The 21,891-nt window shown below is 58.9% G+C and carries 23 protein-coding genes; 13 read left to right on the top strand and 10 right to left on the bottom strand.

The window, feature by feature from the left end; translation table 11 throughout:
- Positions 1-18 precede the first annotated feature (18 nt).
- Complete coding sequence (locus BLQ09_RS29175) at positions 19-246, top strand: hypothetical protein (RefSeq protein WP_092359515.1); 228 nt, start codon at positions 19-21, stop codon at positions 244-246.
- Positions 247-391: 145 nt separating this feature from the next.
- A complete protein-coding gene (locus tag BLQ09_RS31725) occupies positions 392-757 on the top strand; it encodes a hypothetical protein (protein WP_256569350.1) in 366 nt (121 codons plus the stop codon).
- Positions 758-1,091: 334 nt separating this feature from the next.
- Here BLQ09_RS31725 and BLQ09_RS29165 read toward each other — a convergent pair whose 3' ends face one another.
- The 3 genes from BLQ09_RS29165 to BLQ09_RS29155 form a co-directional block, all read right to left on the bottom strand.
- Positions 1,092-1,652 (bottom strand): hypothetical protein, encoded by a 561-nt coding sequence (locus BLQ09_RS29165; protein WP_256569349.1) that lies wholly within the window; start codon positions 1,650-1,652, stop codon positions 1,092-1,094.
- Between the two features lie 115 nt (positions 1,653-1,767).
- Positions 1,768-2,004, bottom strand: a complete 237-nt coding sequence (locus tag BLQ09_RS29160; RefSeq protein WP_092359513.1) for a helix-turn-helix domain-containing protein — start codon at positions 2,002-2,004, stop codon at positions 1,768-1,770.
- A gap of 118 nt (positions 2,005-2,122) precedes the next feature.
- Complete coding sequence (locus tag BLQ09_RS29155; RefSeq protein WP_058410861.1) at positions 2,123-2,326, bottom strand: helix-turn-helix domain-containing protein; 204 nt, start codon at positions 2,324-2,326, stop codon at positions 2,123-2,125.
- Between the two features lie 185 nt (positions 2,327-2,511).
- Here BLQ09_RS29155 and BLQ09_RS29150 point away from each other — a divergent pair, with 185 nt between their 5' ends.
- Complete coding sequence (locus tag BLQ09_RS29150; protein WP_092359511.1) at positions 2,512-3,009, top strand: hypothetical protein; 498 nt, start codon at positions 2,512-2,514, stop codon at positions 3,007-3,009.
- On the opposite strand, the gene BLQ09_RS29145 is transcribed toward BLQ09_RS29150, so the two are convergent.
- Positions 3,006-4,217, bottom strand: a complete 1,212-nt coding sequence (locus BLQ09_RS29145; RefSeq protein ID WP_175472340.1) for a site-specific integrase — start codon at positions 4,215-4,217, stop codon at positions 3,006-3,008. The genes BLQ09_RS29150 and BLQ09_RS29145 overlap by 4 nt on opposite strands.
- A gap of 459 nt (positions 4,218-4,676) precedes the next feature.
- Between BLQ09_RS29145 and BLQ09_RS29140 the strand changes: the two genes are divergently transcribed.
- Entirely contained in the window at positions 4,677-6,059 is a 1,383-nt protein-coding gene (locus BLQ09_RS29140; protein WP_092359506.1) for an MFS transporter, read from the top strand.
- A 59-nt stretch (positions 6,060-6,118) separates the two neighbouring features.
- Here BLQ09_RS29140 and BLQ09_RS29135 read toward each other — a convergent pair whose 3' ends face one another.
- From BLQ09_RS29135 to flgA, 4 genes are all read right to left on the bottom strand, one after another.
- Positions 6,119-6,868, bottom strand: coding sequence for a flagellar brake protein (locus BLQ09_RS29135; protein WP_027607780.1), 750 nt, complete (start codon positions 6,866-6,868; stop codon positions 6,119-6,121).
- Positions 6,869-6,964: 96 nt separating this feature from the next.
- Positions 6,965-7,435, bottom strand: coding sequence for a flagella synthesis protein FlgN (locus BLQ09_RS29130; protein WP_027607781.1), 471 nt, complete (start codon positions 7,433-7,435; stop codon positions 6,965-6,967).
- A gap of 48 nt (positions 7,436-7,483) precedes the next feature.
- Positions 7,484-7,807 carry a flagellar biosynthesis anti-sigma factor FlgM gene (flgM, locus tag BLQ09_RS29125; RefSeq protein WP_065939081.1) on the bottom strand — a complete coding sequence of 108 codons (324 nt, stop codon included), beginning with the start codon at positions 7,805-7,807 and terminating at the stop codon, positions 7,484-7,486.
- Between the two features lie 141 nt (positions 7,808-7,948).
- Positions 7,949-8,713, bottom strand: a complete 765-nt coding sequence (gene flgA / locus BLQ09_RS29120; RefSeq protein WP_092359504.1) for a flagellar basal body P-ring formation chaperone FlgA — start codon at positions 8,711-8,713, stop codon at positions 7,949-7,951.
- Positions 8,714-8,805: 92 nt separating this feature from the next.
- On the opposite strand from flgA, the gene BLQ09_RS29115 reads away from it, so the two are divergent.
- The 7 genes from BLQ09_RS29115 (at position 8,806) to BLQ09_RS29085 (ending at position 15,050) form a co-directional block, all read left to right on the top strand.
- Positions 8,806-9,738 (top strand): chemotaxis protein CheV, encoded by a 933-nt coding sequence (locus tag BLQ09_RS29115; protein ID WP_027607784.1) that lies wholly within the window; start codon positions 8,806-8,808, stop codon positions 9,736-9,738.
- Positions 9,739-9,779: 41 nt separating this feature from the next.
- Positions 9,780-10,607, top strand: coding sequence for a protein-glutamate O-methyltransferase CheR (gene cheR, locus BLQ09_RS29110; protein ID WP_027607785.1), 828 nt, complete (start codon positions 9,780-9,782; stop codon positions 10,605-10,607).
- Between the two features lie 306 nt (positions 10,608-10,913).
- Positions 10,914-11,321, top strand: coding sequence for a flagellar basal body rod protein FlgB (gene flgB, locus BLQ09_RS29105; RefSeq protein WP_017529461.1), 408 nt, complete (start codon positions 10,914-10,916; stop codon positions 11,319-11,321).
- A gap of 3 nt (positions 11,322-11,324) precedes the next feature.
- Positions 11,325-11,768 carry a flagellar basal body rod protein FlgC gene (flgC, locus tag BLQ09_RS29100; RefSeq protein ID WP_024076985.1) on the top strand — a complete coding sequence of 148 codons (444 nt, stop codon included), beginning with the start codon at positions 11,325-11,327 and terminating at the stop codon, positions 11,766-11,768.
- Positions 11,769-11,784: 16 nt separating this feature from the next.
- On the top strand, positions 11,785-12,510 hold the full coding sequence (flgD, locus tag BLQ09_RS29095) for a flagellar hook assembly protein FlgD (RefSeq protein WP_065939080.1): 726 nt from the start codon (positions 11,785-11,787) through the stop codon (positions 12,508-12,510).
- Between the two features lie 31 nt (positions 12,511-12,541).
- Positions 12,542-13,846: a flagellar hook protein FlgE gene (gene flgE / locus BLQ09_RS29090; protein WP_092359502.1), complete on the top strand. Its 1,305-nt coding sequence runs from the start codon at positions 12,542-12,544 to the stop codon at positions 13,844-13,846.
- 223 nt (positions 13,847-14,069) lie between these two features.
- Complete coding sequence (locus BLQ09_RS29085; RefSeq protein ID WP_256569344.1) at positions 14,070-15,050, top strand: hypothetical protein; 981 nt, start codon at positions 14,070-14,072, stop codon at positions 15,048-15,050.
- A gap of 115 nt (positions 15,051-15,165) precedes the next feature.
- Here the strand turns inward: BLQ09_RS29085 and BLQ09_RS29080 are convergent, their stop codons facing one another.
- Complete coding sequence (locus tag BLQ09_RS29080) at positions 15,166-18,060, bottom strand: ribonucleoside-diphosphate reductase subunit alpha (RefSeq protein WP_092359498.1); 2,895 nt, start codon at positions 18,058-18,060, stop codon at positions 15,166-15,168.
- A gap of 736 nt (positions 18,061-18,796) precedes the next feature.
- Between BLQ09_RS29080 and BLQ09_RS29075 the strand changes: the two genes are divergently transcribed.
- Both BLQ09_RS29075 and BLQ09_RS29070 read left to right on the top strand, forming a co-directional pair.
- On the top strand, positions 18,797-19,522 hold the full coding sequence (locus BLQ09_RS29075) for a response regulator (protein ID WP_027607790.1): 726 nt from the start codon (positions 18,797-18,799) through the stop codon (positions 19,520-19,522).
- The gene (locus BLQ09_RS29070) at positions 19,519-21,129 is read left to right on the top strand and encodes an ATP-binding protein (protein WP_027607791.1); all 1,611 of its coding nucleotides are present in this window, start codon (positions 19,519-19,521) and stop codon (positions 21,127-21,129) included. The genes BLQ09_RS29075 and BLQ09_RS29070 overlap by 4 nt, the downstream gene beginning before the upstream one ends.
- 10 nt (positions 21,130-21,139) lie before the next feature.
- On the opposite strand, the gene BLQ09_RS29065 is transcribed toward BLQ09_RS29070, so the two are convergent.
- Entirely contained in the window at positions 21,140-21,856 is a 717-nt protein-coding gene (locus BLQ09_RS29065) for a 4'-phosphopantetheinyl transferase family protein (RefSeq protein WP_027607792.1), read from the bottom strand.
- Between the last annotated feature and the right edge of the window lie 35 nt (positions 21,857-21,891).

Genomic DNA, 21,891 nt, shown 5'->3' with positions numbered 1-21,891 from the left:
CTGCTAACGGAGGTTATTGTGAGGAAAGACGAACCGAAAGGCCCTCTATCTGCGGCCGATCGCCAAAGGATTTACAAGGATCGTCAGCGCGAGGCTGGATTTAGGCAAACGACAGTATGGATTCACGGCGAAACAGAGGAGGAAGGCAAGCAGGCGGCGCGCGACGGTAAGCCACTCAAGCCGATGGAGTCGAAAGACCCCTTGAGCTGGGCGGCGGGCTGGATCAGCGAGAAGGGTAAGCAGTAGATACGGGGGAATCCCGTATGTCGATCGGCTGAGAAATTAGCTGATCGAATCGATGGTCCAGATTTGGGCCATCGCAGAAGAGGTGCCAAGCCGCTGCGCTAACAGCGGCCTGGCGATCACACGACGAAACTTGAAGGTAGACGTCATGCAACTTTACCAAAATATCAGTAACGCCCTGAAAGGCCAAGATAAGTCCGAATCTGAAGGGGAGGGGGCGGTAGGCACTGAGGTGTACGGCTCTAACGCCGTAGACTTGCCTTTCTTCACCGAGAACCAGCGAACCTTGGTGATGGAGCTAATCCTGGCAGAGCGCCGTCACGCTAGCCGGTGGTGGACACACCTAAGCGAGTTGCGGCGGCGTAAGGAGCTCCCTGAGTGGGTTGCGGCGGACATTGGCACTCACGATGAGCATGACCGTCTGCTTGAGAGTAGGAAGGCCGTCAATCAGGCTCTGTTCGGCTCGGATGACCTGGGCGGCGATCAGCAATACCGCGCGGTGGTGCTGGAGTAGGGCTGGCAAACTACCAAACCTTCGCAGCATCAAGGGCACTACCCCGAAACAGGGTGGTGCCCTTTTTTCATTTGCTTGCGGTTGGTGCCTTCTCAGCAAAGTGGATCAGGTGGAGCCGTATGCTTCCAACCACTCATCCACGCTCTGGTCCTGTGGTGGCTTGGGGGTAGGTAAATCAGTTATGGAAGCTGTCTTATTATCGTCCCTTCTTGTTAACTTGTTTTCGTAGTTTGAAGCGCACGCAGTTGAAGTTGGCTGTAACCCTTGTGGTTCAAGGTCTGTAGCCATTTCCTTGTGCCCTGATCTTGTGCCCTCCTTGTGCCCTAGTTGTGCCTTAGTTGTGCCCTAGGACAGCCATGCGCGCTTGGTCTGCAGTGATGGTCACAGGTTGGAGTGACTGCACATTAAGCCGATCCTTTTTCACCTCGCCAGCCAGCAAGACGCTGGACAGCTTTCCCATGCATTTGTGAAACCGCTGCATCCGCTCGGGCATTGGTAGACCAGTGCCCTGCCAGAACTTGTAAAACTGGCTTCGCTGGCCGACACGGAACTCACCGGCCGGAAGAGGTGCGCCAGCTTTGCCTCCTACCGTTGTGCGTTTGCGGGTCAGGTCCACATTGAAAATGGCGTATGCAGTTTCGCCAGTCAGCACCGATGTGAAGCGCAGGGTCACGCCGGCCGATTTGTGCTCCCCGTACCGGCCCGCGCTATAGCCTTCGTACCTGAATGCATCGACTCCAATTGTCGCCAGTACCGATCGGCAAATCTCCAGTGCTTTTTGATCCAGCCATTCAGCCGGTACGGGCTTGCCGCTCGCCGGTTGAATGACGAGCTGCCCACGCTCAATGCTAACCGTGTCGCCACGGCTAAGTAGTTTTGTGGCTAGGCATTCCACTGAATCGACCTCAGCGTAATTCGGCTGGATAAATAACGGGCCGAAGCCCGCCAGCAGCTCACAGGCAGGCGCAAGAGGTCGCCGCAAAACCGCGGAGACCTCTGCGTACTCTGGATTACGACGCTTCGCGCATTAGGATGTACTTGGCCACGCGGTGAGGCGGCCGGCCTGGCTCGGTGGACTGGTGCGTCCAGTAGGTGCGGATTTCGTGACCCTTTTTCCTGAGTCGACGAATGGTGTTTGGAGGCTGGACAATATCCAGTTCCTTTGCGGCCTCGATTGTTGATACCGGCCCGTTTCGCAGGGCCTCCATCATCTTGCGGTCTTGCTCAGTCGAAGAATGGCGTGTCATAGTTTGCTTCTCACGTTGGTGCTATCCAGTGTGTTTTCGCTAAGGCGGTGCTCCAACACCGCCTTAGCAATCCCCCGCGCGGCCTTGCGCAATTCCCACTCCTTATTCTCTCCGCACTTCACCGTGCGCCCACCTTTGCTGCGCGCTCGATAAATGCCTTCAATTCGGATGCCAGAGCCAAGCGCCGGCGGCCGATCTTGAAAGTCTTGATTTCGCCCTGAGCGATCAGCTCATAGGTAGCAGATCGCGAAATGCCCAGAATGCGTGCAGATTCTTCGACGCTCACCGACAGCGGCGCCATTTGTTGCTGAGCTTGTTCCATGGTTTTCTCCCAAAAAACGAAGCCAGAGAGGCGTCGTGTGGTGCTAGCTTACCTCGCATAAAACTATCACTGCAAGCAAATGCTAAACAGTCTCGTACTTGCATGGATTGACAGAGGTTTGCGTGTCGCGCAAGCTGTGGCAATTAGGTCGGTTAGGCTGGCCGCATCAGAGTAGATGGAAGGGTATGGCGACTAAAACGAGTAAGCGCGCGGGTGAATCGAGCACGACAGTAAGCGTTGGGATTCGGATCGATCCTAAAATCAAGTTCGCTCTGGACATCATGGGTCGGCTGCAAAAGCGCTCTCTGACCGCCGTTATTGAATGGTCGATCTCTCAGGCAATCGCTAACCAGGCGACGGATCTTGATGGCGGGACATTGGCTAGCTCGATAGACAAAATTTGGTCTACAGATGAAGCGGTCAGAATGGTCAACCTGGCGATAAATATGCCGGAAGCCCTCACGTATGATGAGTTAAGAGTGTGGGAGACAATCAGATCTAGTGCTTATTTTTGGGACGTGTACTCAGACGGCTCATTCGGAAACAATTTCGATCGGCTAGAGCTGAATCTCATCAGGTCTCACTGGGCGCTGATACAGTCTCATGTCGAAAAGCACAAATCGTCACCGACAGTGGTCCCCATGTACGACCACGACTTCATGCCTAACGACATACCGTTCTAGATCAGCTCCACAGCAGCGGCCTTTGTTCCTGGCGCCAGATGTGCGTAGCGCAAAGTCATCTTGATGTCGGCGTGCCCCAGCAGATCCCGTACCGTGTTGAGCGGTACGCCAGCCATTACCAGGCGTGAAGCGAAGTCGTGCCGCATATCATGCCAGCGGAATCCGTCGATCTGCGCCCGCTCAAGCAATTTGAGCCAGGCGCTTTTGACGTCCTCAAAGCGACCGCCGCCCTGACCTGGGAACACATACGGCGACTTGCTTACCTGCTTCTTCCAGGCTTCCAGCACACCAATAGTCTCCTTGTTCATCGGGATGTGGCGCGTATCGCTTGTCTTGGTGGTGGCCCCGGCGACTGTGATTGTCTTCGTGTCGAAGTTCACCGCTGACCATTCCAGGTCGAACAGCTCTCCGCGCCTCATGCCGGTATTCAACGATACCAACACCATTGGCTTCAGGTGATCGGTGAAGGGCAGTTGCAGCAGGCTTGGCATCGGTTCTCTGTGGCGGTCCGTCCGCCAGGCGTTTGCACTCTCGCGCTCGGCCCTCATTTCATCCTGCCGAGCGTCCAGGGCATCGCGTAGACGCTTGGCCTCGTCAGCAGCCAAGTAGCGAATCACCCCCTTCGAATCGACTTTGAGCTGTTTCAGCTTGGCCAGCGGGTGTGTATCGATGTACTCCCACTCAACCGCGCGACTGAATACCCCGCTGATTGAACCCATCTTGCGGTTCACCGTTGAAGGCTTGTTGCCGGCCTGCATCCATCCGGTGCGGATCTGCTCCAGGTCTCGCCCGGTGATCGCGTCCAGGCGCTGGGACATGATTGGATCAAAGTTATCGCTTAGGGTGTGTTGTGTCTTCTCATGGCCTTTGTGATGGGCTTTGAACCACGGCATATAGGTGTCGTCGATAAAGTCGCGCAGAGAGGGCAGGGCTGACCCCTTGCGCCCCTGGGCGATGGCCAGGGGCTCGCCGTGGGCGTGCGCATCGGCTAAGTACTGGGCGGCCTCGGTTCGGGCTTGGTCAAGGGTAAGCACGCCGACACGCCCGAGGGTGGCGTTCTTGTTTCGGCCCCAAGTGACCATGTAGGACTTGTGACCGCTGGGCAGCACGCGAATGAAGAAGCCGGGTTGCACTGTGTCATGCACGCGGTATGCTTTCGCCTCGGCGGCTAGGCTGCCAATTAGCTTCTGAGTGATTTTGGATTTCAAGGGTTCGTCCGTGACAGCAGGGTGGCAGCAAAACGCACTATACCGCTCGATGTTCACGGACTCAATGGGACTAAAAGGCCCAATAATACTGGGCCTGTGGCTGTACCCATTGGGTCTAAATTGACCCTCCTAAGGGGAAGGTTGGCCGTTCGAACCGGCCCTGGGACACTAGATTCGTAGCCCATAGAGAAAGCCCCGTACAGAACTTCCTGGCGGGGCTTTTTTGTGCGTGCTCGATCTTTTTGCACGCAGGTCGAACCTTGCCGCCGATCAAGGTTCACAGCAGGTGCCGTGATGTATTTGTCGCAACCATGTACCTTGCGCGCCATCCGACAGCGTCTGAGCTGTTAAGCAAAATAATCCCCGGAAACAGCGCATGTTGCCTGTCCGGACCCGGTCACCCCGGACTATCATGCCGATAGCCCTGTCTCTCACCGCAAGGAGCCGCTCGGAACGCCGATGCGCCAGATCTGGAAATCTTTTCGAGCCCTTTATTTCGCCTCCTTGATGATGCTGATTGGCTCTGGCCTGCTCAGTACCTACCTGGCCTTGCGCCTGGCGGCCGACCACGTCGACAGCCTATGGGTGGGCGCGCTGATGGCGGCCAACTACTTTGGCCTGGTGCTGGGCGGCAAGATCGGGCATCGCCTGATTGCCCGGGTCGGGCATATCCGTGCCTATGCCACCTGTGCCGGGATTGTCGGTGCGGCGGTGCTGGGCCATGGCCTGGTCGATTGGCTGCCGGCCTGGATTGTGCTGCGGATAATCGTGGGCCTGGGGATGATGTGCCAGTACATGGTCATCGAGAGCTGGCTCAATGAGCAGGCCGATGCCAAGCAGCGTGGCGTAGTGTTCAGCGGTTATATGATCGCCTCCTACCTGGGTCTGGTATTGGGCCAGTTGATACTGGTGATGCATCCCCAGCTTGGCCTTGAGCTGCTGATGCTGGTGGCGCTGTGTTTCGCCCTGTGCCTGGTGCCGGTGGCCATGACCCGGCGCATTCACCCGGCGGCCTTGCATCCTGCGCCGATGGAGCCGCGCTTCTTTATCAAGCGTGTGCCGCAGTCGCTGAGTACGGTGTTGGGGGCGGGGTTGATCGTCGGTTCGTTCTACGGCCTGGCGCCGCTGTATGCCTCCCAGCAAGGGTTGAGCACCGAACAGGTGGGCCTGTTCATGGGTAGCTGCATTTTTGCCGGGTTGCTGGTGCAATGGCCCCTGGGCTGGTTGTCGGATCGTTATGATCGCGCGCTGCTGATCCGCTGCTTCGCCTTATGCCTGGCGGTGGCGGCACTGCCGTTGGCAATCATGACCCAGGTGCCGCTGGAGGTGCTGTTCGTGGCGGGCTTCCTGTGTTCTCTCGTGCAGTTTTGCCTGTATCCATTGGCGGTGGCGTTTTCCAACGACCATGTGGAGGGGGATCGCCGGGTATCGCTGACGGCCATGCTGCTGGTGACCTACGGTATCGGCGCCAGCGTCGGGCCGTTGCTGGCGGGTGTGGTGATGAAGCTGTTCGGCAGCCAGATGCTGTATGCGTTTTTCAGTCTGTGCGCGCTGATCCTGGTGTGGCGAATCCGTCCTAAGGCGGTGACCAACCTGCACCAGGTGGAAGATGCCCCCCTGCATCACGTGGCAATGCCCGACAGTATGTCGAGTTCACCGCTGGTGGCGGCGCTGGACCCGCGGGTCGACGAGCAGGTGGTGCAGGAGCAGATGCAGACTGTACCCGACCCCGAGCCGCAGGCCGATCCGGAGCCGCCGGTGGATGAGCCCGCCTTCGAAGGCCCACCTGAGCCCCTGGGGCCGGACGAGCATCCTCACGAATTGAGCAGGGCACGCCCCTGAAAGCAAAAACGGGCAGATCCCAAAGGGTCTGCCCGTTTTTTTGCTGCGATGGTTAAGGATCAAAAATCGTCGTCTTTGTCGAACCGTCGTGCTTCACGCTGCAGTTGGTACACAAAGCGCTCGACCTGGCGTTGCACCAAACCACTCATGTTGTGGAAGCGCACGCCGGCAAAGGTCGTGTTGATCCTTTCTTCGAAGTGCAGGTATCGCAGTTCGACGGCGGTGGTCATGCTGCCAAACGGCAGGGCTGCGATAAAACGGTCGTAGACCTGGCCCAGTTGCAGGCGCTCGGAAATATCGCCTTCAAAACGCAATTTGCAGCCGGTGGCGGAAATATCCAGCAGTTTGCCGTTGACCGGCAACTGAAGCTTCTCGCCGCCCAGCTCGATATTCACCAGTTGCGCCAGCTTCAACGCGGCGCGGAAGGCATTGCGGCGCTGATGATAGACCACCTCGTCCGGCAGGCTGCCGGTATAGATACGGTGGCCGCCTTTTTCGCTGATGGTCAGGGTGCCTTTGCTTTCCCAGGCGACGCGTACGCCATCATGGAAACCTTCGATGCGAAAGGGTTCGCCGTTTTCGAGGTGGCGCTCGCCGTCACGGGGGATCATTTCGTCCAGCGCCAGCGTGTTGCTGTCGCGGTTGACGTCCACCAGGTAGCTCTGGAAGCGCTGGCTGCGTTCATGGAAAGTGATGATCAGCGGATCATGGCTGTCTTGCAGCATCCGCAAGGTGCCGGCGATTTCCAGAGGCGTGGTGAGGACCTTGGGTGGCTGCGGGGCATCTTCCGCATTAAGGGCGTTGAACACGGTTCTTCCATCTCCAGACAAAATACGACTACACGCAAGAACCGGCATTTTGCCAGCATGTGGCGCGCCTTGGATAGGGCGCGCTGTAAACCGGTGTCAGGCTTGGCTGCGGGTGCTTGGCTTGACCAGGCGCGAGGTGGAGCCCTGGGCGTTATAGAGTGCCGGAGGCTCTCCGCCGTGGAGTATACGCAACTGGTTGGCGGTCGTGGCTTGCTGAAGCTGGATCGACTGACCGTTAAGCAGGTTGGCTTCCTGGCACTGGGCGAGCAATTGGTTGAGTTCTTTGCTCTGGGCCAGCAATTGATCGCCGACCGAGGAGTGGCTGGCCAACTGCGCCAGGCCGTCGTGGTCTGCCGGCAGGCCGAGGCTGATGAGGATCTGGCTGCGTTTTTTGCCGTGCTGTTCCAGCAGGACGATCAACGACTGCTTGCGTGCCAGAATTTCTTCCAGCAGCGGCATGTCCCGGCCATAGAGGGCCAGTGATTCTTCTTTGAGCAGCTCGAGCAATTGTTGCGTCGGCGCTAGATCATCAATGATCAGTTGAAGCAAATGTTCGTCGTGATGCATGGCTGGCCTTGGGTTTTAAGCGTCCAAAAGCCCTGCGCAGGCCTTTGCCTAGCGCTCGGCTTCGAAGTTAAGCAGCTTGCTGGCTACACGGTTGCTGTCGACTTTATAGCTGCCATCGGCGATCGCCTGTTTCAATTCGGCCACGCGGGCTTTATTGACTACCGGTTGGTCGCGCAGCGAGTCAGTGACCTTCTGCAACTGTTGAGCCTCATTGCTCAGGTGTACGGATTCCCCGCTCTGGCTGGCGCTGGCCTGTTCTGCCTTGGCGGGCAGCGCCGGGGCCTTGGCTTCTACGTTGTCCTTGGGACTGGTGGTGCGCGTAGTGCCTGACGTCGTCGGGGTGTTATTCAAACGGCTGAAATCGATGACCATGATAAAAAAACCTCTGGGTATTTGGACGCTTGCCATGTTTTCGGCCATACCCGGACAAACTTTAGGCGCGAATGACAATAAATCTCCGCACGGGGCTTCTCGTGCACAGTGTAGGAAAACCCAGCGTCCTGTACCAGTAATCTATAAAGCGACCTCGACTTGCCCTGGGGCTGTTACCCGCGCCTTGATCACGCGGTTGGAGTTGAGGTTCTTGACGCGAATCTGTTCGCTCATGCCGCCGTTGGACAGCGCTTCGCCCGGCATTTTCACATTCAAGCCGCCGCTGCTCGCGGAAATCACCACCTGGTCGCCCTTGCGGATGACCTCGGCCTGTTCCAGGTGCACCAGGGTAATCACCTGATCGGTGACCACTGGTCGGGTCAATCTCTGCCCGATGGCCTGGTCCAGGGATGTCAGGTAGCCCTGGCTGATCTGGCTGATGTCGCGCTCACGCAGTACGACGTCCTCGAAATCGATGATGCCCGTGCGCTTCAGTGGGCGGGCAACCACCACCACATCACGGAACAATTTGACCTGGGCCGGTACGAACACGGTCCAGGGCGAGGCGCCTTCGCAGCGTACCTTGACCGTTACGCGCCCGATGGGTTGGGCGGGACTTTCCAGGGTTGCTGTCAATTCCTTGTCGCACATCGGCATGCGCAGGCGCGGGTCCAACTGGTTGACCTGGATTTCATAACGCCCCGGCGTCTGTGTGGTTGCCAGATAATCTTCTACAGTGAACTCAAGAAAGCCTTGGGTGACGCCGATAAGTAGATCAGGCAAGGTGACGTTCTCTGCACGGGCCGTGGTGCCCAGGCTGAAGGCAAGCAGCGCGAGCGGTGCGCAGAGCAATCTGCAAAACCGTGTCAGGTGAAGGCGTCGGGAAACTGTCGTTGTAATGTCCATAATTGAACAAATAGCAAAGCTCGTGCCGTTTTAGTGTTGGGGCGCGCCGCCCTTGTAGGTATAGCCAAAGGTTTTAGCGTAGGAGTCATGGCATGGCAGGAGTAATGGATTCAGTAAACCAGCGCACACAGCTGGTAGGGCAGAATCGCCTGGAGTTGCTGCTGTTTCGCCTGGATGGCAAGCAGTTGTATGGCATCAACGTATTCAAGGTGCGGGAAGTGCTGCAATGTCCCAAGCTGACGATCATGCCCAAGTCCAGTCCGGTGGTGTGCGGTGTGGCGAATATTCGTGGTGCGACTATCCCGATTCTTGACCTGGCCCTGGCCACCGGTTCGGCCGGCCTGCAGGATCGCGAGAACCCGTTCGTGATCATTACCGAGTACAACACCAAGACCCAGGGTTTCCTGGTGCGCTCGGTGGAGCGCATCGTCAACATGAACTGGGAAGAGATCCATCCGCCGCCCAAGGGCACCGGTCGCGATCACTACCTCACGGCGGTGACGCGGGTCGATAACCAGTTGGTGGAGATCATCGACGTGGAGAAGATCCTCGCCGAAGTGGCGCCCACCTCGGAATCGATTTCCGTGGGAGTGGTCGACGCCGAAACGGCCCACAAGGCGGTCTCGCTGCGTGTGCTGACGGTGGATGACTCCTCGGTGGCGCGTAAACAGGTGACTCGTTGCCTGCAAACCGTCGGCGTGGACGTTGTCGCCCTCAATGACGGGCGCCAGGCGTTGGATTACCTGCGCAAGCTGGTGGATGAAGGCAAGAAGCCGGAAGAAGAATTCTTGATGATGATCTCTGACATCGAGATGCCGGAAATGGACGGCTATACCCTCACTGCTGAGATACGCAGCGATCCACGCATGCAAAAACTGCATATCATCCTGCATACTTCGTTGTCGGGCGTATTCAATCAGGCGATGGTCAAGAAAGTCGGTGCCGATGACTTCCTTGCCAAATTCCGCCCTGATGACCTGGCATCCCGGGTAGTCGACCGGATCAAGGCAGCAGATCACGGCTAGGGTTTTCCCCTGGCGGTCATACGATTTTAGAGGCGGTATCAGTGTCTACGGGTAATTTGGATTTTGAACAGTTCCGGGTCTTCCTGGAAAAAGCCTGTGGCATATTGCTCGGTGAAAACAAGCAATACCTGGTATCCAGCCGTCTTAACAAACTGATGGAGCAGCAGGGCATCAAGTCCCTGGGCGAGTTGGTTCAGCGGATCCAGGGGCAGCCGCGCAGTGGCCTGAAGGAGATGGTGGTCGATGCCATGACCACCAACGAAACCCTGTGGTTTCGCGATACCTACCCCTTTGAAGTGCTCAAGAGCAAAGTGCTGCCGGAGGCCATCAAGGCCAGCCCGGGCCAGCGCCTGCGTATCTGGTCGGCCGCCTGCTCTTCGGGTCAGGAACCGTACTCGATTTCGATGTCCATCGATGAGTTTGAGCGGACCAACATGGGCCAGCTTAAAGCCGGGGCGCAGATCGTCGCCACCGACCTGTCCGGCACCATGCTCACCAATTGCAAGACCGGCGAGTATGACAGCCTGGCCCTGGGCCGTGGCTTGTCCCAGGAACGCCTGCAACGTTACTTCGACCCGAAAGGGGCAGGGCGTTGGGCGGTCAAGGCGCCGATCAAGAACCGTGTGGAGTTTCGCTCGTTCAACCTGCTCGACAGCTACGCCAGCCTGGGCAAGTTCGACATGGTGTTCTGCCGCAACGTGCTGATCTACTTCTCGGCCGAGGTGAAGAAAGACATCCTGTTGCGCATCCACGGCACCCTCAAGCGTGGCGGCTACCTGTTTCTCGGTGCATCCGAGGCGCTCAATGGTTTGCCGGATCACTTCCAGATGGTGCAATGCAGCCCTGGGATCATCTACCAGGCCAAATAATCAGGCCAGATAATAATGTGGGAGCGGGCTGGCTCCCGATAGCGGTGTATCAGTGATAGAGACATCAACTGATCAGCCGCTATCGGGGGCAAGCCTCCTCCCACATTTGTTTCTGCGGCAAAAAAGTTGAAGAAAGCGGCAACTCCCCATTGCCGCTTTACTGGCGCCACGCGGAAACCCGTTGCCGCTTTTCTGGCATTGCCGCCGGCAAGCTCCTCGCAACCCCTTGATTTACGGGGGTATCAGATATTGGCATGCGCCTTGCTATAACCCTGTTAACAGCAGGTCAGCCTAAAGGTTTCCGCCATGAGCATCAGCTTCGATAAAGCGCTCGGTATCCACGAACAAGCCCTGGGCTTTCGCGCCCAGCGTGCCGAAGTCCTGGCCAACAACATTGCCAACGCCGACACCCCGAACTACAAGGCTCGGGACCTGGATTTCTCCGCCGTGCTCGCCGCACAGCAGGACAAGACCAAGAACGGCACCTTCGCCTTGAACATGACCAACAACCGTCATATCGAAGCACAAGGCCTGAGCAGTGGTGACGAGTCGCTGCTGTATCGCACGCCGATGCAGCCGTCGATCGACCAGAACACCGTCGACGCCCAGCTGGAGCAATCGGCCTATGCCGAGAACTCGGTGAACTTTCAGGCCAGCTTTACCCTGCTCAACAGTAAATTCAAAGGGCTGATGTCAGCCCTGCGTGGAGAGTAAGCCATGTCCCTGTCCAGTGTTTTCAATATTGCCGGCAGTGGCATGAGCGCGCAGACCACGCGCTTGAACACCGTCGCCAGTAACATCGCCAACGCCGAGACCGTGTCTTCGAGCATCGACCAGACCTACCGCGCCCGTCACCCGGTGTTCGCCACCATGTTCCAGGGTGGCCAGAGCGGTGGCAGCGATTCGCTGTTCCAGAACCAGGATGCTGCCGGCCAGGGCGTGCAGGTCCTCGGTGTGGTCGAAGACCAGAGCAACCTCGAGGCCCGTTACGAGCCGAACCATCCTGCCGCGAACGAAAAGGGTTATGTCTATTACCCCAACGTCAACGTGGTCGAGGAAATGGCAGACATGATCTCCGCCAGCCGCTCGTTCCAGACCAACGCGGAAATGATGAACACCGCCAAAACCATGATGCAGAAGGTCCTGACCCTGGGTCAGTGATAAGGGGCGCCAAATAATGGCCATCGTTGATACCACGACCAACACGGCAGTCCAGGACCTTTTCAACTCCAAGGTCAAGACCGCCACCGACAACACCACCGTCGCCGATGCTACCAAGACGGCGACGGGCAGCCAGTCCCTGGGCAAGGATGCGTTCCTGCAACTGCTGGTGACCCAACTGAAAAACCAGAACCCGCTGTCGCCTCAGGACAACGGTGCGTTCGTGGCCCAGCTGGCGCAATTCAGCAGCCTGGAAGGCATCAACACCCTGAACGACTCGGTCAATGCGATCTCCAGCAACTTCAGCTCGTCGCAGGCGTTGCAGGCTTCGTCGCTGGTGGGGCGCTCGATCATTACCCAGACCAACAAGGCCTTGGTAGACACGAGCAAGAGCATGACCGGTTCGGTGGCGGTGACTGCGGCGACGGGCAACGTCTCGATCAAGATCTCCGATAAAGACGGCAACGTGGTGCGCACTATCGATATGGGTGCCCAAAGCGCGGGTTCGTCCGACTTCATCTGGGATGGCAAGAACGACAAGGGCGAGGTCGCCCCAGCCGGCACCTACACCTTCGCGGCGACGACCAAGAACGACAAGGGTGAATCGGTGGCCATGGCGACTTCGTTGCCGGCAACGGTGACCAGCGTGACGTTGAGCAAGACCGGCGGCGAAATGCTGCTGAACCTTGCAGGTGGCATGGGCAGCGTCAAGCTGTCGCAAATTCAGACTATCGGTACATAGAGCCGGCTAAATACGGCAGAGGGAGAGAAACATGTCTTTTAATATCGGCCTTAGCGGCCTCTATGCGGCCAACAAACAACTGGACGTAACCGGCAACAACATCGCCAACGTTGCGACTACTGGCTTCAAGTCGTCCCGTGCGGAATTCGCGGATATCTACGCCGCGTCCAAACTGGGCACCGGCCAGAACAGCATCGGCAACGGTGTGAACCTGGCAGCGGTGTCCCAGCAGTTCACCCAGGGTGACGTCAACAACAGCGGCGGCGTGCTGGACATGGCGATCCAGGGCGGTGGCTTCTTCGTGCAGAAGGGCAGCGATGGCTCGCTGGAATACACCCGTAGCGGTGCCTTCCGTGCCGACAAAGACGGCTACATCACCAACAACACCGGTACCTCGCGCCTGCAGGGCTACGCGGCGGATGACGACGGCAAGATCATCAAAGGCGGCTTGACCGACCTGCAATTGAACCTGTCGTACCTGCCACCGAAGGCGTCCACCAAAGTGGACTCCACCAGTAACCTGAACTCGTCGGAGCCGGTGATCAACCAGACCACCAAGCCGTTCGACCCGACTGACACCACCACTTTCACCACCCAGTACAGCACCACCCTGTACGACTCCCAGGGCAACTCCCACGAGATGGTGCAGTACATGGTGAAAACCGACGCCAACAAGTGGAGCGCCTACACGCTGATCGATGGCCGTAACCTGGATGGTTCCAAGCCTACAACGACGGGTACCACTGCTCCCGTGCCGTCGGTATTGAGCTTTGACGGTGCCGGTAAACTGACGGATATCACCACTGCAGGCGTGTCTGGCACGACCCTGACGCTCACCGGTTGGATCCCGGGCTCGGTGACCAATGGCGTATGGACGCCTAACAAGGCTACAGCGCCAAACATTGCCGTCAACATGGCCAATATCACCCAGTACAACTCCGCCAGCTACCGCAACCCGCCGACCACCGACGGTTACGCCACTGGCCAGATCACCGGCCTGAAAATCGACGGCAATGGCGTAATGTTCGCCACGTTCAGCAACCAGCAGAGCAAGGCCATCGGCCAGATCTCCCTGGCCAGCTTCAACAACGAGCAAGGCTTGCAGCCATCGGGTGGCACCACCTGGAGAGAAACCTTCGCTTCGGGCCAGCCGGGTTATGACTCCCCGCAATCCGGCACCCTGGGTTCGATCGTGGCCAACTCCCTGGAGAACTCCAACGTCAACCTGACCAACGAACTGGTGGACCTGATCAAGGCCCAGAGCAACTACCAGGCGAACGCCAAGACCATTTCCACCCAGAGCACCATCATGCAGACCATCATTCAGATGACCTGATGCGGTAGTGCTCCACAAGAAGCCCCTCGTAAGAGGGGCTTTTTTGTGGATGTGGGAAAATACCTCTAGACGCGGCAGGTTACGCGTTGAAATGTATGGAGAGGAACACTCCATTCCTACCTTGCCACTGATTGGTCTAGGGCCTGCAGGCTCATCAATCTATGGAGAGGTGAAGATGTGCAGTTCAATAGTGTCCGTGTCAGGCGCTGGGCACGTAACATTCGTGCCCGGTATCGCTTCAGGAGCATCGACTCGCACTCAGCCCGTGGCTGGCGGGTCGGCGGTCAAGCAGTTGCTCAACCAGCTGTTTTACGCAGAGCAAGGCTCAAAAAAACAATTGGCTCAGGACTTGCGCGATAAGCTGAACGATCTTCGCGAGGAACTGGGTGCTGAACAATTCAAAAACATACTTGGCGAGCTGGCTGCGGGCTCGGAGTCCCCGCAGTTTCGCCAGCTTCTTCAGCCGTTGCTCGGTCCAAGGCTTGCTGGGGGTCTAGGAGTAGGAGGAGGTGCGGCTGGCGGTGGACCTTCAAGCGGCAGGGTATATGGGTCTGGCGAGAAAATGAGCAACAAGCCCATTTTGAGTGGGGCGAATTATTTTAACTATCGACCGGATCGATCCAACCCTGGCAAGAAACCCAATGATATTTGGAGTGGATTCAGCCAGGGGCCTGATGGCAATTGCGTCACCGTTTCAGCGATAAAGGCTGCAATGATGCAGTTTGGCCAGAAACCCACCGATGTCTTCAAGGAGGTGAAAGAAACGGACGATGGCTATTACGTGAAGATGCGGGATGGATTTGAGCTTCATTTAACCAAGGACGAGTTAAGGCAGGCTGCCCTTGCGTCTAAGTTTAAAGGGACCGATCCGGAGATGCTGGCCGACGCCATTTTCATGTTTGCCGTGAGCGGCAAGCGCATTGAAATGGAGGGTAATGGTATCGACGACGATATCAATAAATCAAAAAGGAGCTATGCCGATGCGTTGGAAAGCATGAACAACGGCGAGGCGGCCCATGAGGCCTTGGATCGTCTGGGGTTGAGGGGGCTCTACAGGCCTTCTACGAGCAGTGAACTCGCGAATGGCAGGTTGGGGATCGTGGCCTATGACGGCCATTCAATGGCTGTGATTGGCGGGCTGGTGGAGATGTGGGGGACCCGTGGCGGTCATCCCAAAGCGGGTATTGCATACACATTTCTCTAGAGGTTGGAGTGGCAAACGCCTTGCCGGAAAACGAAAAAAGCCCGATAAACCCTATACAGTCGGGGTCTATCGGGCTTTTTCAGTTCCGGGCGTTCAAGCCCGGGAACCGCTCAGCTTATTGACAAGCTTCGCAATCCGGCTCGTCGATCGCGCAGGCCTTTGGCACTGGCGCCGGGCCGGCCGGGGCGGCGAGCACCGAATCATCACCGTGGTTACCGCTGGACACAGCGTTCAGCTTACCGGTGTTGATGGTCGACTTCTCGGTGCTGGTCGCGGCCAGGGCACGGAGGTAGTAAGTGGTTTTCAGGCCACGGTACCAGGCCATGCGGTAGGTCACGTCGAGCTTCTTGCCCGATGCGCCGGCGATGTACAGGTTCAGGGACTGAGCCTGGTCGATCCACTTCTGGCGACGGCTGGCGGCGTCGACGATCCACTTGGTGTCCACTTCGAAGGCGGTCGCGTAGAGCTCTTTGAGTTCCTGCGGGATGCGTTCGATCTGCTGCACGGAACCGTCGTAGTACTTCAGGTCGTTGATCATGACCGAGTCCCACAGGTCGCGGGCTTTCAGGTCGCGGACCAGATACGGGTTGATCACGGTGAATTCGCCCGACAGGTTCGATTTCACATACAGGTTCTGGTAGGTCGGTTCGATCGACTGCGATACGCCAGTGATGTTGGCGATGGTCGCGGTCGGTGCGATGGCCATGATGTTGGAGTTACGGATGCCTTTCTGCACACGGGCACGTACCGGTGCCCAGTCCAGGGACTCGTTCAGGTCAACGTCGATGTATTTCTGGCCGCGCTGCTCGATCAGGATCTGTTGCGAATCCAGCGGCAGGATGCCCTTGGACCACAGCGAACCCTGGAACGTCTCGTAGGCGCCGCGCTCGTCGGCCAGGTCGCAGGAAGCCTGGATCGCGTAGTAGCTGACCGCTTCCATGGACTTGTCGGCGAACTCGACCGCAGCGTCCGAACCGTAGGGAATGTGCTGCAGGTACAGCGCGTCCTGGAAGCCCATGATGCCGAGGCCGACCGGACGGTGCTTGAAGTTGGAGTTCTGCGCCTGTGGCACCGAGTAGTAGTTGATGTCGATCACGTTATCGAGCATGCGTACGGCGGTGTTAACGGTGCGTTCCAGCTTGGCGGTGTCCAACTTGCCGTTGACGATGTGGTTCGGCAGGTTGATCGAGCCCAGGTTGCAAACGGCGATCTCGTCCTTGTTGGTGTTCAAGGTGATCTCGGTGCACAGGTTCGAGCTGTGGACCACGCCCACGTGCTGCTGCGGGCTGCGCAGGTTGCACGGGTCCTTGAAGGTCAGCCATGGGTGGCCGGTTTCGAACAGCATCGACAGCATTTTGCGCCACAGGTCTTTGGCCTGGATGGTCTTGAACAGCTTGACCTTGCCTGGGTATTCGGTGAGGGCTTCGTAGTACTCGTAGCGCTCTTCGAAGGCCTTGCCGGTCAGGTCGTGCAGGTCCGGTACTTCGGATGGCGAGAACAGGGTCCACTTGCCGTCATCGAAGACGCGCTTCATGAACAGGTCAGGGATCCAGTTGGCGGTGTTCATGTCGTGGGTACGACGACGGTCATCACCGGTGTTCTTGCGCAGCTCGATGAACTCTTCAATGTCCATGTGCCAGGTTTCCAGGTAGGCACACACAGCGCCTTTGCGCTTGCCACCCTGGTTAACCGCTACGGCGGTGTCGTTCACGACTTTCAGGAAGGGTACGACGCCCTGGGACTTGCCGTTGGTGCCCTTGATGTACGAACCCAGTGCGCGCACCGGTGTCCAGTCGTTGCCCAGGCCACCGGCGAATTTGGACAACATGGCGTTGTCGTGGATCGCGTGGTAGATGCCCGACAGGTCATCCGGCACGGTGGTCAGGTAGCAGCTCGACAGCTGTGGACGCAGGGTACCGGCGTTGAACAGGGTCGGAGTGGACGACATGTAGTCGAAGGACGACAGCAGGTTGTAGAACTCGATCGCACGGTCTTCCTTGTGCTTCTCTTCGATCGCCAGGCCCATGGCCACGCGCATGAAGAACACTTGCGGCAGTTCGAAGCGGATCCCGTCCTTGTGGATGAAGTAACGGTCGTACAGGGTTTGCAGGCCCAGGTAAGTGAACTGCTGGTCGCGCTCGTGGTTGATCGCCTTGCCGAGTTTTTCCAGGTCGAAGGTGGCCAGGACCGGGTTCAGCAATTCGAATTCGATACCCTTGGCGATATAGGCAGGCAGCGCCTTGGCGTACAGGTCGGCCATTTCGTGGTGGGTGGCGCTGTCGGCCACGCCCAGGAAACCCAGGCCTTCGGCACGCAGGGTGTCCATCAGCAGGCGCGCGGTCACGAACGAGTAGTTCGGCTCGCGTTCAACCAGGGTACGGGCGGTCATCACCAGGGCGGTGTTGACGTCGGTCAGGGCCACACCGTCGTACAGGTTCTTCAGGGTTTCGCGCTGGATCAGGTCACCGTCGACTTCTTCCAGGCCTTCGCAGGCCTCGGTGATGATGGTATTCAGGCGGCCCAGGTCCAGCGGCGCGAAGCTGCCGTCGGCCAGGGTGATGCGGATCGACGGGTGCGCTTGCACGGCGGCTTCTTCGGCCGGGGTGCGGACGGCGCGTTCCTTGGCGCGTGAATCGCGGTAGATCACGTAGTCGCGGGCCACTTTCTGCTCGCCGGCACGCATCAGGGCCAGTTCGACCTGGTCCTGGATTTCTTCGATGTGGATGGTGCCGCCCGACGGCATGCGACGCTTGAAGGTCGCGGTGACCTGTTCGGTCAGGCGGGCAACGGTGTCGTGGATGCGCGACGAGGCAGCAGCGGTGCCGCCTTCAACTGCAAGAAACGCTTTGGTGATGGCGACGGTGATTTTGTCATCGGTGTAAGGAACGACAGTGCCGTTACGCTTGATCACGCGCAATTGGCCAGGTGCAGTGGCGGACAGATCCATAGTCGAATCGGCGGCCTGCGGCACGGAGCCTTGCGGGTTCTCGCGAGTTGTGTCGGTTTGCATGGGGGGTTGTCTCCACATTTCTATATTTATTTGGGCACCATCACGGTGCCCACCGTTCCGTCCTGAAGCACTTACAGCAGGCCTGGGCCTGGCATAACAACTTCGGGACAGGAGGAAGGGAGCTGAACGCGCCGCTTCCATGCCGAAGTCTTCGGTTCGGGGCTCAAACGCCCTTGGCCGTATTCCTGGTGGGTGACAGTTGCCAGGTTCAAGCACTGCAACACCCGTACCGTTTTCCGCTGTTGGAGCTGGAAAACGGCTGCCATCCGCTTGAGCGGTTTGGGCTTTCAAAAAATGCTTGGATTAGACCCAACAGGAGCAAGAAAGGGCTTGAGTTTCTTGTCTGATTTGTGTTGGGTCTTTTCGCTGAAAACCCTACATGTAGGGTTTTTTTTGCGCCGAGCTACAAGATAATGCGTTTTGGGGGGCTTAGCAACGCACTACCTGTGGATAACGTTGTGGGTAAAATGTGTATGAAACGTGGAACACCCGTGTAGGCCGCAGCACTGCTGGATTCGGCCGTTTGTCACTGAATATTCCAAGTTGAAAACAGCCGGTTGGATTTTTGAGGGCGCGAACCCTATCACAGAAAAGCGCGATCACCGAATGGATTTCCCGGCTTGTGCGAGAGGGCTTGGGCATGGCTACAATCGGCCTCTGTTATGCCCTCAAAACATTACAAATAAGGTGTGGCCTGCTCGGCCAACGCATCCCTTTATAACAACGAGGATCACCCGTGGAGCAAGAAGCCTGGCACATCCTGATCGTCGAGGACGACGAGCGACTCGCCGAGTTGACCCGCGATTACCTGGAGAGCAACGGCCTGCGGGTTTCTGTGGAAGGTGATGGCGCCCTGGCTGCGGCGCGGATCATCGCCGAGCAGCCGGACCTGGTGATTCTCGACCTGATGCTGCCCGGCGAAGACGGCCTGAGCATTTGCCGCAAAGTGCGCGAACGCTACGACGGCGTGATCCTGATGCTCACCGCCCGCACCGACGACATGGACCAGGTGCTCGGCCTGGACATGGGCGCCGACGACTACGTGTGCAAACCCGTGCGCCCGCGCCTGTTGCTCGCGCGTATCCAGGCCCTGTTGCGCCGCAGTGAGCCGGCGGAACCCACCAGCGTGGAAAGCCAGCGCCGCCTGCAATTCGGCCCGCTGCTGGTGGACAACGCCCTGCGCGAAGCCTGGCTGCAGGGTGAAGGTATCGAGTTGACCAGTGCCGAGTTCGACCTGCTGTGGCTGCTGGTGGCGAATGCCGGGCGCATCCTGTCCCGCGAAGAAATCTTTATCGCCCTGCGCGGCATCGGCTATGACGGCCAGGACCGCTCCATTGATGTGCGCATCTCACGGATTCGCCCGAAAATCGGCGATGACCCGATCCACCCACGGCTGATCAAGACCATCCGCAGCAAAGGCTATCTGTTCGTCCCTGAAGCCGCTGCCGATATGCCGTTGTGAACTCGATCTTCCTGCGTATCTACGGCGGCATGTGCGCGGCGCTGATTCTGGTGGCGCTGCTCGGCGTGCTGGCCCTGCACCTGCTCAACGAGGTGCGCAGCGGCCAATACCGCGAGCGCCTGGCCCACGGCACCTTTGCCTTGATGGGCGATAACCTGCAGCCCATGAGCGCCATCGAACGCCAGCGCGCCCTGGCCGTGTGGGAACGTTTGCTCGGCATCCCCCTGGAATTGCGCAGCCTTACCGATGCCCAACTGGACCTCAGCCAGCGAACCCGCCTGCAACGCGGCCAGGTGTTGGTGGAACAGACCGGCCCCCACGCCGCCCGGGTGCTGCGCCTGGTCAGCGATAAGGAACAGTGGGTTTTGACGGGGGAGGTGCAGCAGATCAGCGAGCAACTGGCCCGCGCGACCATTTACCTGCTGGCCGATGAACTGGTGCGCTTCCCCGTGGCCGAGCAGCCGCAACGGCTGGCGGATATCAAGGAAGCCAAGGGCTTTGGTTTCGAAATGCACCTGATGACCCTCGACCAGGCCGACATGGACGACGACCAACGCCGCCGCGTATCGGAGGGCGATACGGTCATGGCCCTGGGCAAGGGCGGCGATTCGATCCGCGTGTTTGCCGGCATGGTCGGCACGCCCTGGGTGCTGGAGCTTGGCCCGCTGTATCAGATGAACCCGTATCCGGCGCAATGGCTGGTCCTGATCGCGTTGATCGGCCTGACCCTGATCGGCCTGATTGTCTATTTATTGGTGCGTCAGCTTGAGCGCCGGCTCCGAGGCCTGGAAGCCGCCGCCACGCGCATCGCCAAAGGCAATCTCGAGGTGCGTGTGCCGGCCCGGGGTGCCGACTCGGTGGGGCGCCTGGCGGCGGCCTTTAATGGCATGGCCGAGCACCTGCAGCAACTGCTGGCGATCCAGCGTGAACTGGTGCGCGCGGTGTCCCATGAATTGCGCACACCGGTGGCACGCCTGCGCTTCGGCCTGGAGATGATCGGCGACGCCGCCACGCCTGAAGCCCGGCGCAAGTACCTGGAAGGCATGGACAGTGATATCCAGGACCTCGACGGCCTGGTGGATGAAATGCTCACCTACGCAAGGCTGGAGCAGGGTGCGCCGGCGTTGATTTTCCAGCGGGTCGACCTCGATGCGCTACTTGACCAGGTGATCGGCGAATTATCGCCACTGCGCCCGCAGGTGAGCGTGGCCAGGGGGATTTGCCTGTCGTCGGCACATTGGGACGACGCTTGGGTCGATGCCGAGCCGCGCTACTTGCACCGCGCCCTGCAAAACCTGGTGAGCAACGCCATGCGCCACGCCCAGGGCCAGGTGCTGATCAGTTATCAGGTGGGCCAGGTGCGCTGTCGCATTGATGTAGAGGACGACGGGCCCGGTGTGCCGGAAAGCGCCTGGGAGCGTATCTTCACGCCGTTCCTGCGCCTGGACGACAGCCGCACCCGCGCCTCGGGCGGGCATGGCCTGGGGTTGTCGATTGTGCGGCGCATCATTTATTGGCACGGCGGGCGAGCATTGATCAGCAAGAGCAACAACCTGGGCGGTGCGTGTTTCAGCCTGAGTTGGCCAAGGGATCAAGACAAACCCTGATGTCGGTCTATCAAGCGCCGATGGCAGCCAGGCTCAACAACTGCCCCTCATTCACCGCAAACTGCGCGGTAAGTTCCTTGCCGTGGCACCACTCGCTGGACAGGTCTGTGAGTAAGCGCAAGCGCACATGCCCGGCCTCTGACCACTCCACCACCTCGGCATGTTCAAAATAAAAGCGCTTCTGCACGATCGGGTAGAGCGCCTTGAACAAACTCTCCTTGACCGAAAACGTCAGCGTCACCAGCAAGGCGATCTGCTCTCGCGGCAGGTCGGCCATACGCTGCAGCTCTTGCGCCGTCAGAATCTCCCCGGCCAGGCGCTCCGCCCGTTCCAGGCTCAGCAGGTTCTCCAGGTCCATCCCCAACCCGCGCCATTGCGCCTTGTGCCCGACAATCGCGGCGGCATGCCCGGTGCTGTGGGTAATGGAACCGCTGATATGGGCGGGCCACACCGGTGCGCGGTCTTCGCCGATCGCCGGGATGCAGTTGATCTGATCGAGCCGTTGCAGGGCCGCGCGCGCGCACAGGCGACCGGCGAGAAACTCGGCCTGACGCTTGGCCACCGAACGCTGGATACTCGCCGGTGGCGGCACGGCGCAATGCTGGAAGTCGCCGGGCGCCAGCAATGCAGGATCGAACCGGGTGCTGAGAAACACCGTGCCCGGCAAGGGGGCGGGCAGCGGCCAATGGGCGTCGAGTGGGGTGCAGCAAGCGGGTAGGGGGGTCATGGGCGGTATTTTGCCGAGTTGGAGGGCAAGAGGAT

The organism is Pseudomonas sp. NFACC25, from assembly GCF_900100935.1.
Taxonomy (GTDB): domain Bacteria; phylum Pseudomonadota; class Gammaproteobacteria; order Pseudomonadales; family Pseudomonadaceae; genus Aquipseudomonas; species Aquipseudomonas marginalis.
Note: the sequence above shows the minus strand (reverse complement) of the source record. Positions and strands in the feature narration are given on the sequence as shown.

Coding starts and splice junctions, on each gene's coding strand:
- BLQ09_RS31725 (WP_256569350.1), top strand. CDS start 392: ATGCAACTTTACCAAAATATCAGTAACGCCCTGAAAGGCCAAGATAAG.
- BLQ09_RS29160 (WP_092359513.1), bottom strand. CDS start 2,004: ATGACACGCCATTCTTCGACTGAGCAAGACCGCAAGATGATGGAGGCC.
- BLQ09_RS29155 (WP_058410861.1), bottom strand. CDS start 2,326: ATGGAACAAGCTCAGCAACAAATGGCGCCGCTGTCGGTGAGCGTCGAA.
- BLQ09_RS29150 (WP_092359511.1), top strand. CDS start 2,512: ATGGCGACTAAAACGAGTAAGCGCGCGGGTGAATCGAGCACGACAGTA.
- BLQ09_RS29140 (WP_092359506.1), top strand. CDS start 4,677: ATGCGCCAGATCTGGAAATCTTTTCGAGCCCTTTATTTCGCCTCCTTG.
- BLQ09_RS29130 (WP_027607781.1), bottom strand. CDS start 7,435: ATGCATCACGACGAACATTTGCTTCAACTGATCATTGATGATCTAGCG.
- flgM (WP_065939081.1), bottom strand. CDS start 7,807: ATGGTCATCGATTTCAGCCGTTTGAATAACACCCCGACGACGTCAGGC.
- flgA (WP_092359504.1), bottom strand. CDS start 8,713: ATGGACATTACAACGACAGTTTCCCGACGCCTTCACCTGACACGGTTT.
- BLQ09_RS29115 (WP_027607784.1), top strand. CDS start 8,806: ATGGCAGGAGTAATGGATTCAGTAAACCAGCGCACACAGCTGGTAGGG.
- flgB (WP_017529461.1), top strand. CDS start 10,914: ATGAGCATCAGCTTCGATAAAGCGCTCGGTATCCACGAACAAGCCCTG.
- flgC (WP_024076985.1), top strand. CDS start 11,325: ATGTCCCTGTCCAGTGTTTTCAATATTGCCGGCAGTGGCATGAGCGCG.
- flgD (WP_065939080.1), top strand. CDS start 11,785: ATGGCCATCGTTGATACCACGACCAACACGGCAGTCCAGGACCTTTTC.
- flgE (WP_092359502.1), top strand. CDS start 12,542: ATGTCTTTTAATATCGGCCTTAGCGGCCTCTATGCGGCCAACAAACAA.
- BLQ09_RS29080 (WP_092359498.1), bottom strand. CDS start 18,060: ATGCAAACCGACACAACTCGCGAGAACCCGCAAGGCTCCGTGCCGCAG.
- BLQ09_RS29065 (WP_027607792.1), bottom strand. CDS start 21,856: ATGACCCCCCTACCCGCTTGCTGCACCCCACTCGACGCCCATTGGCCG.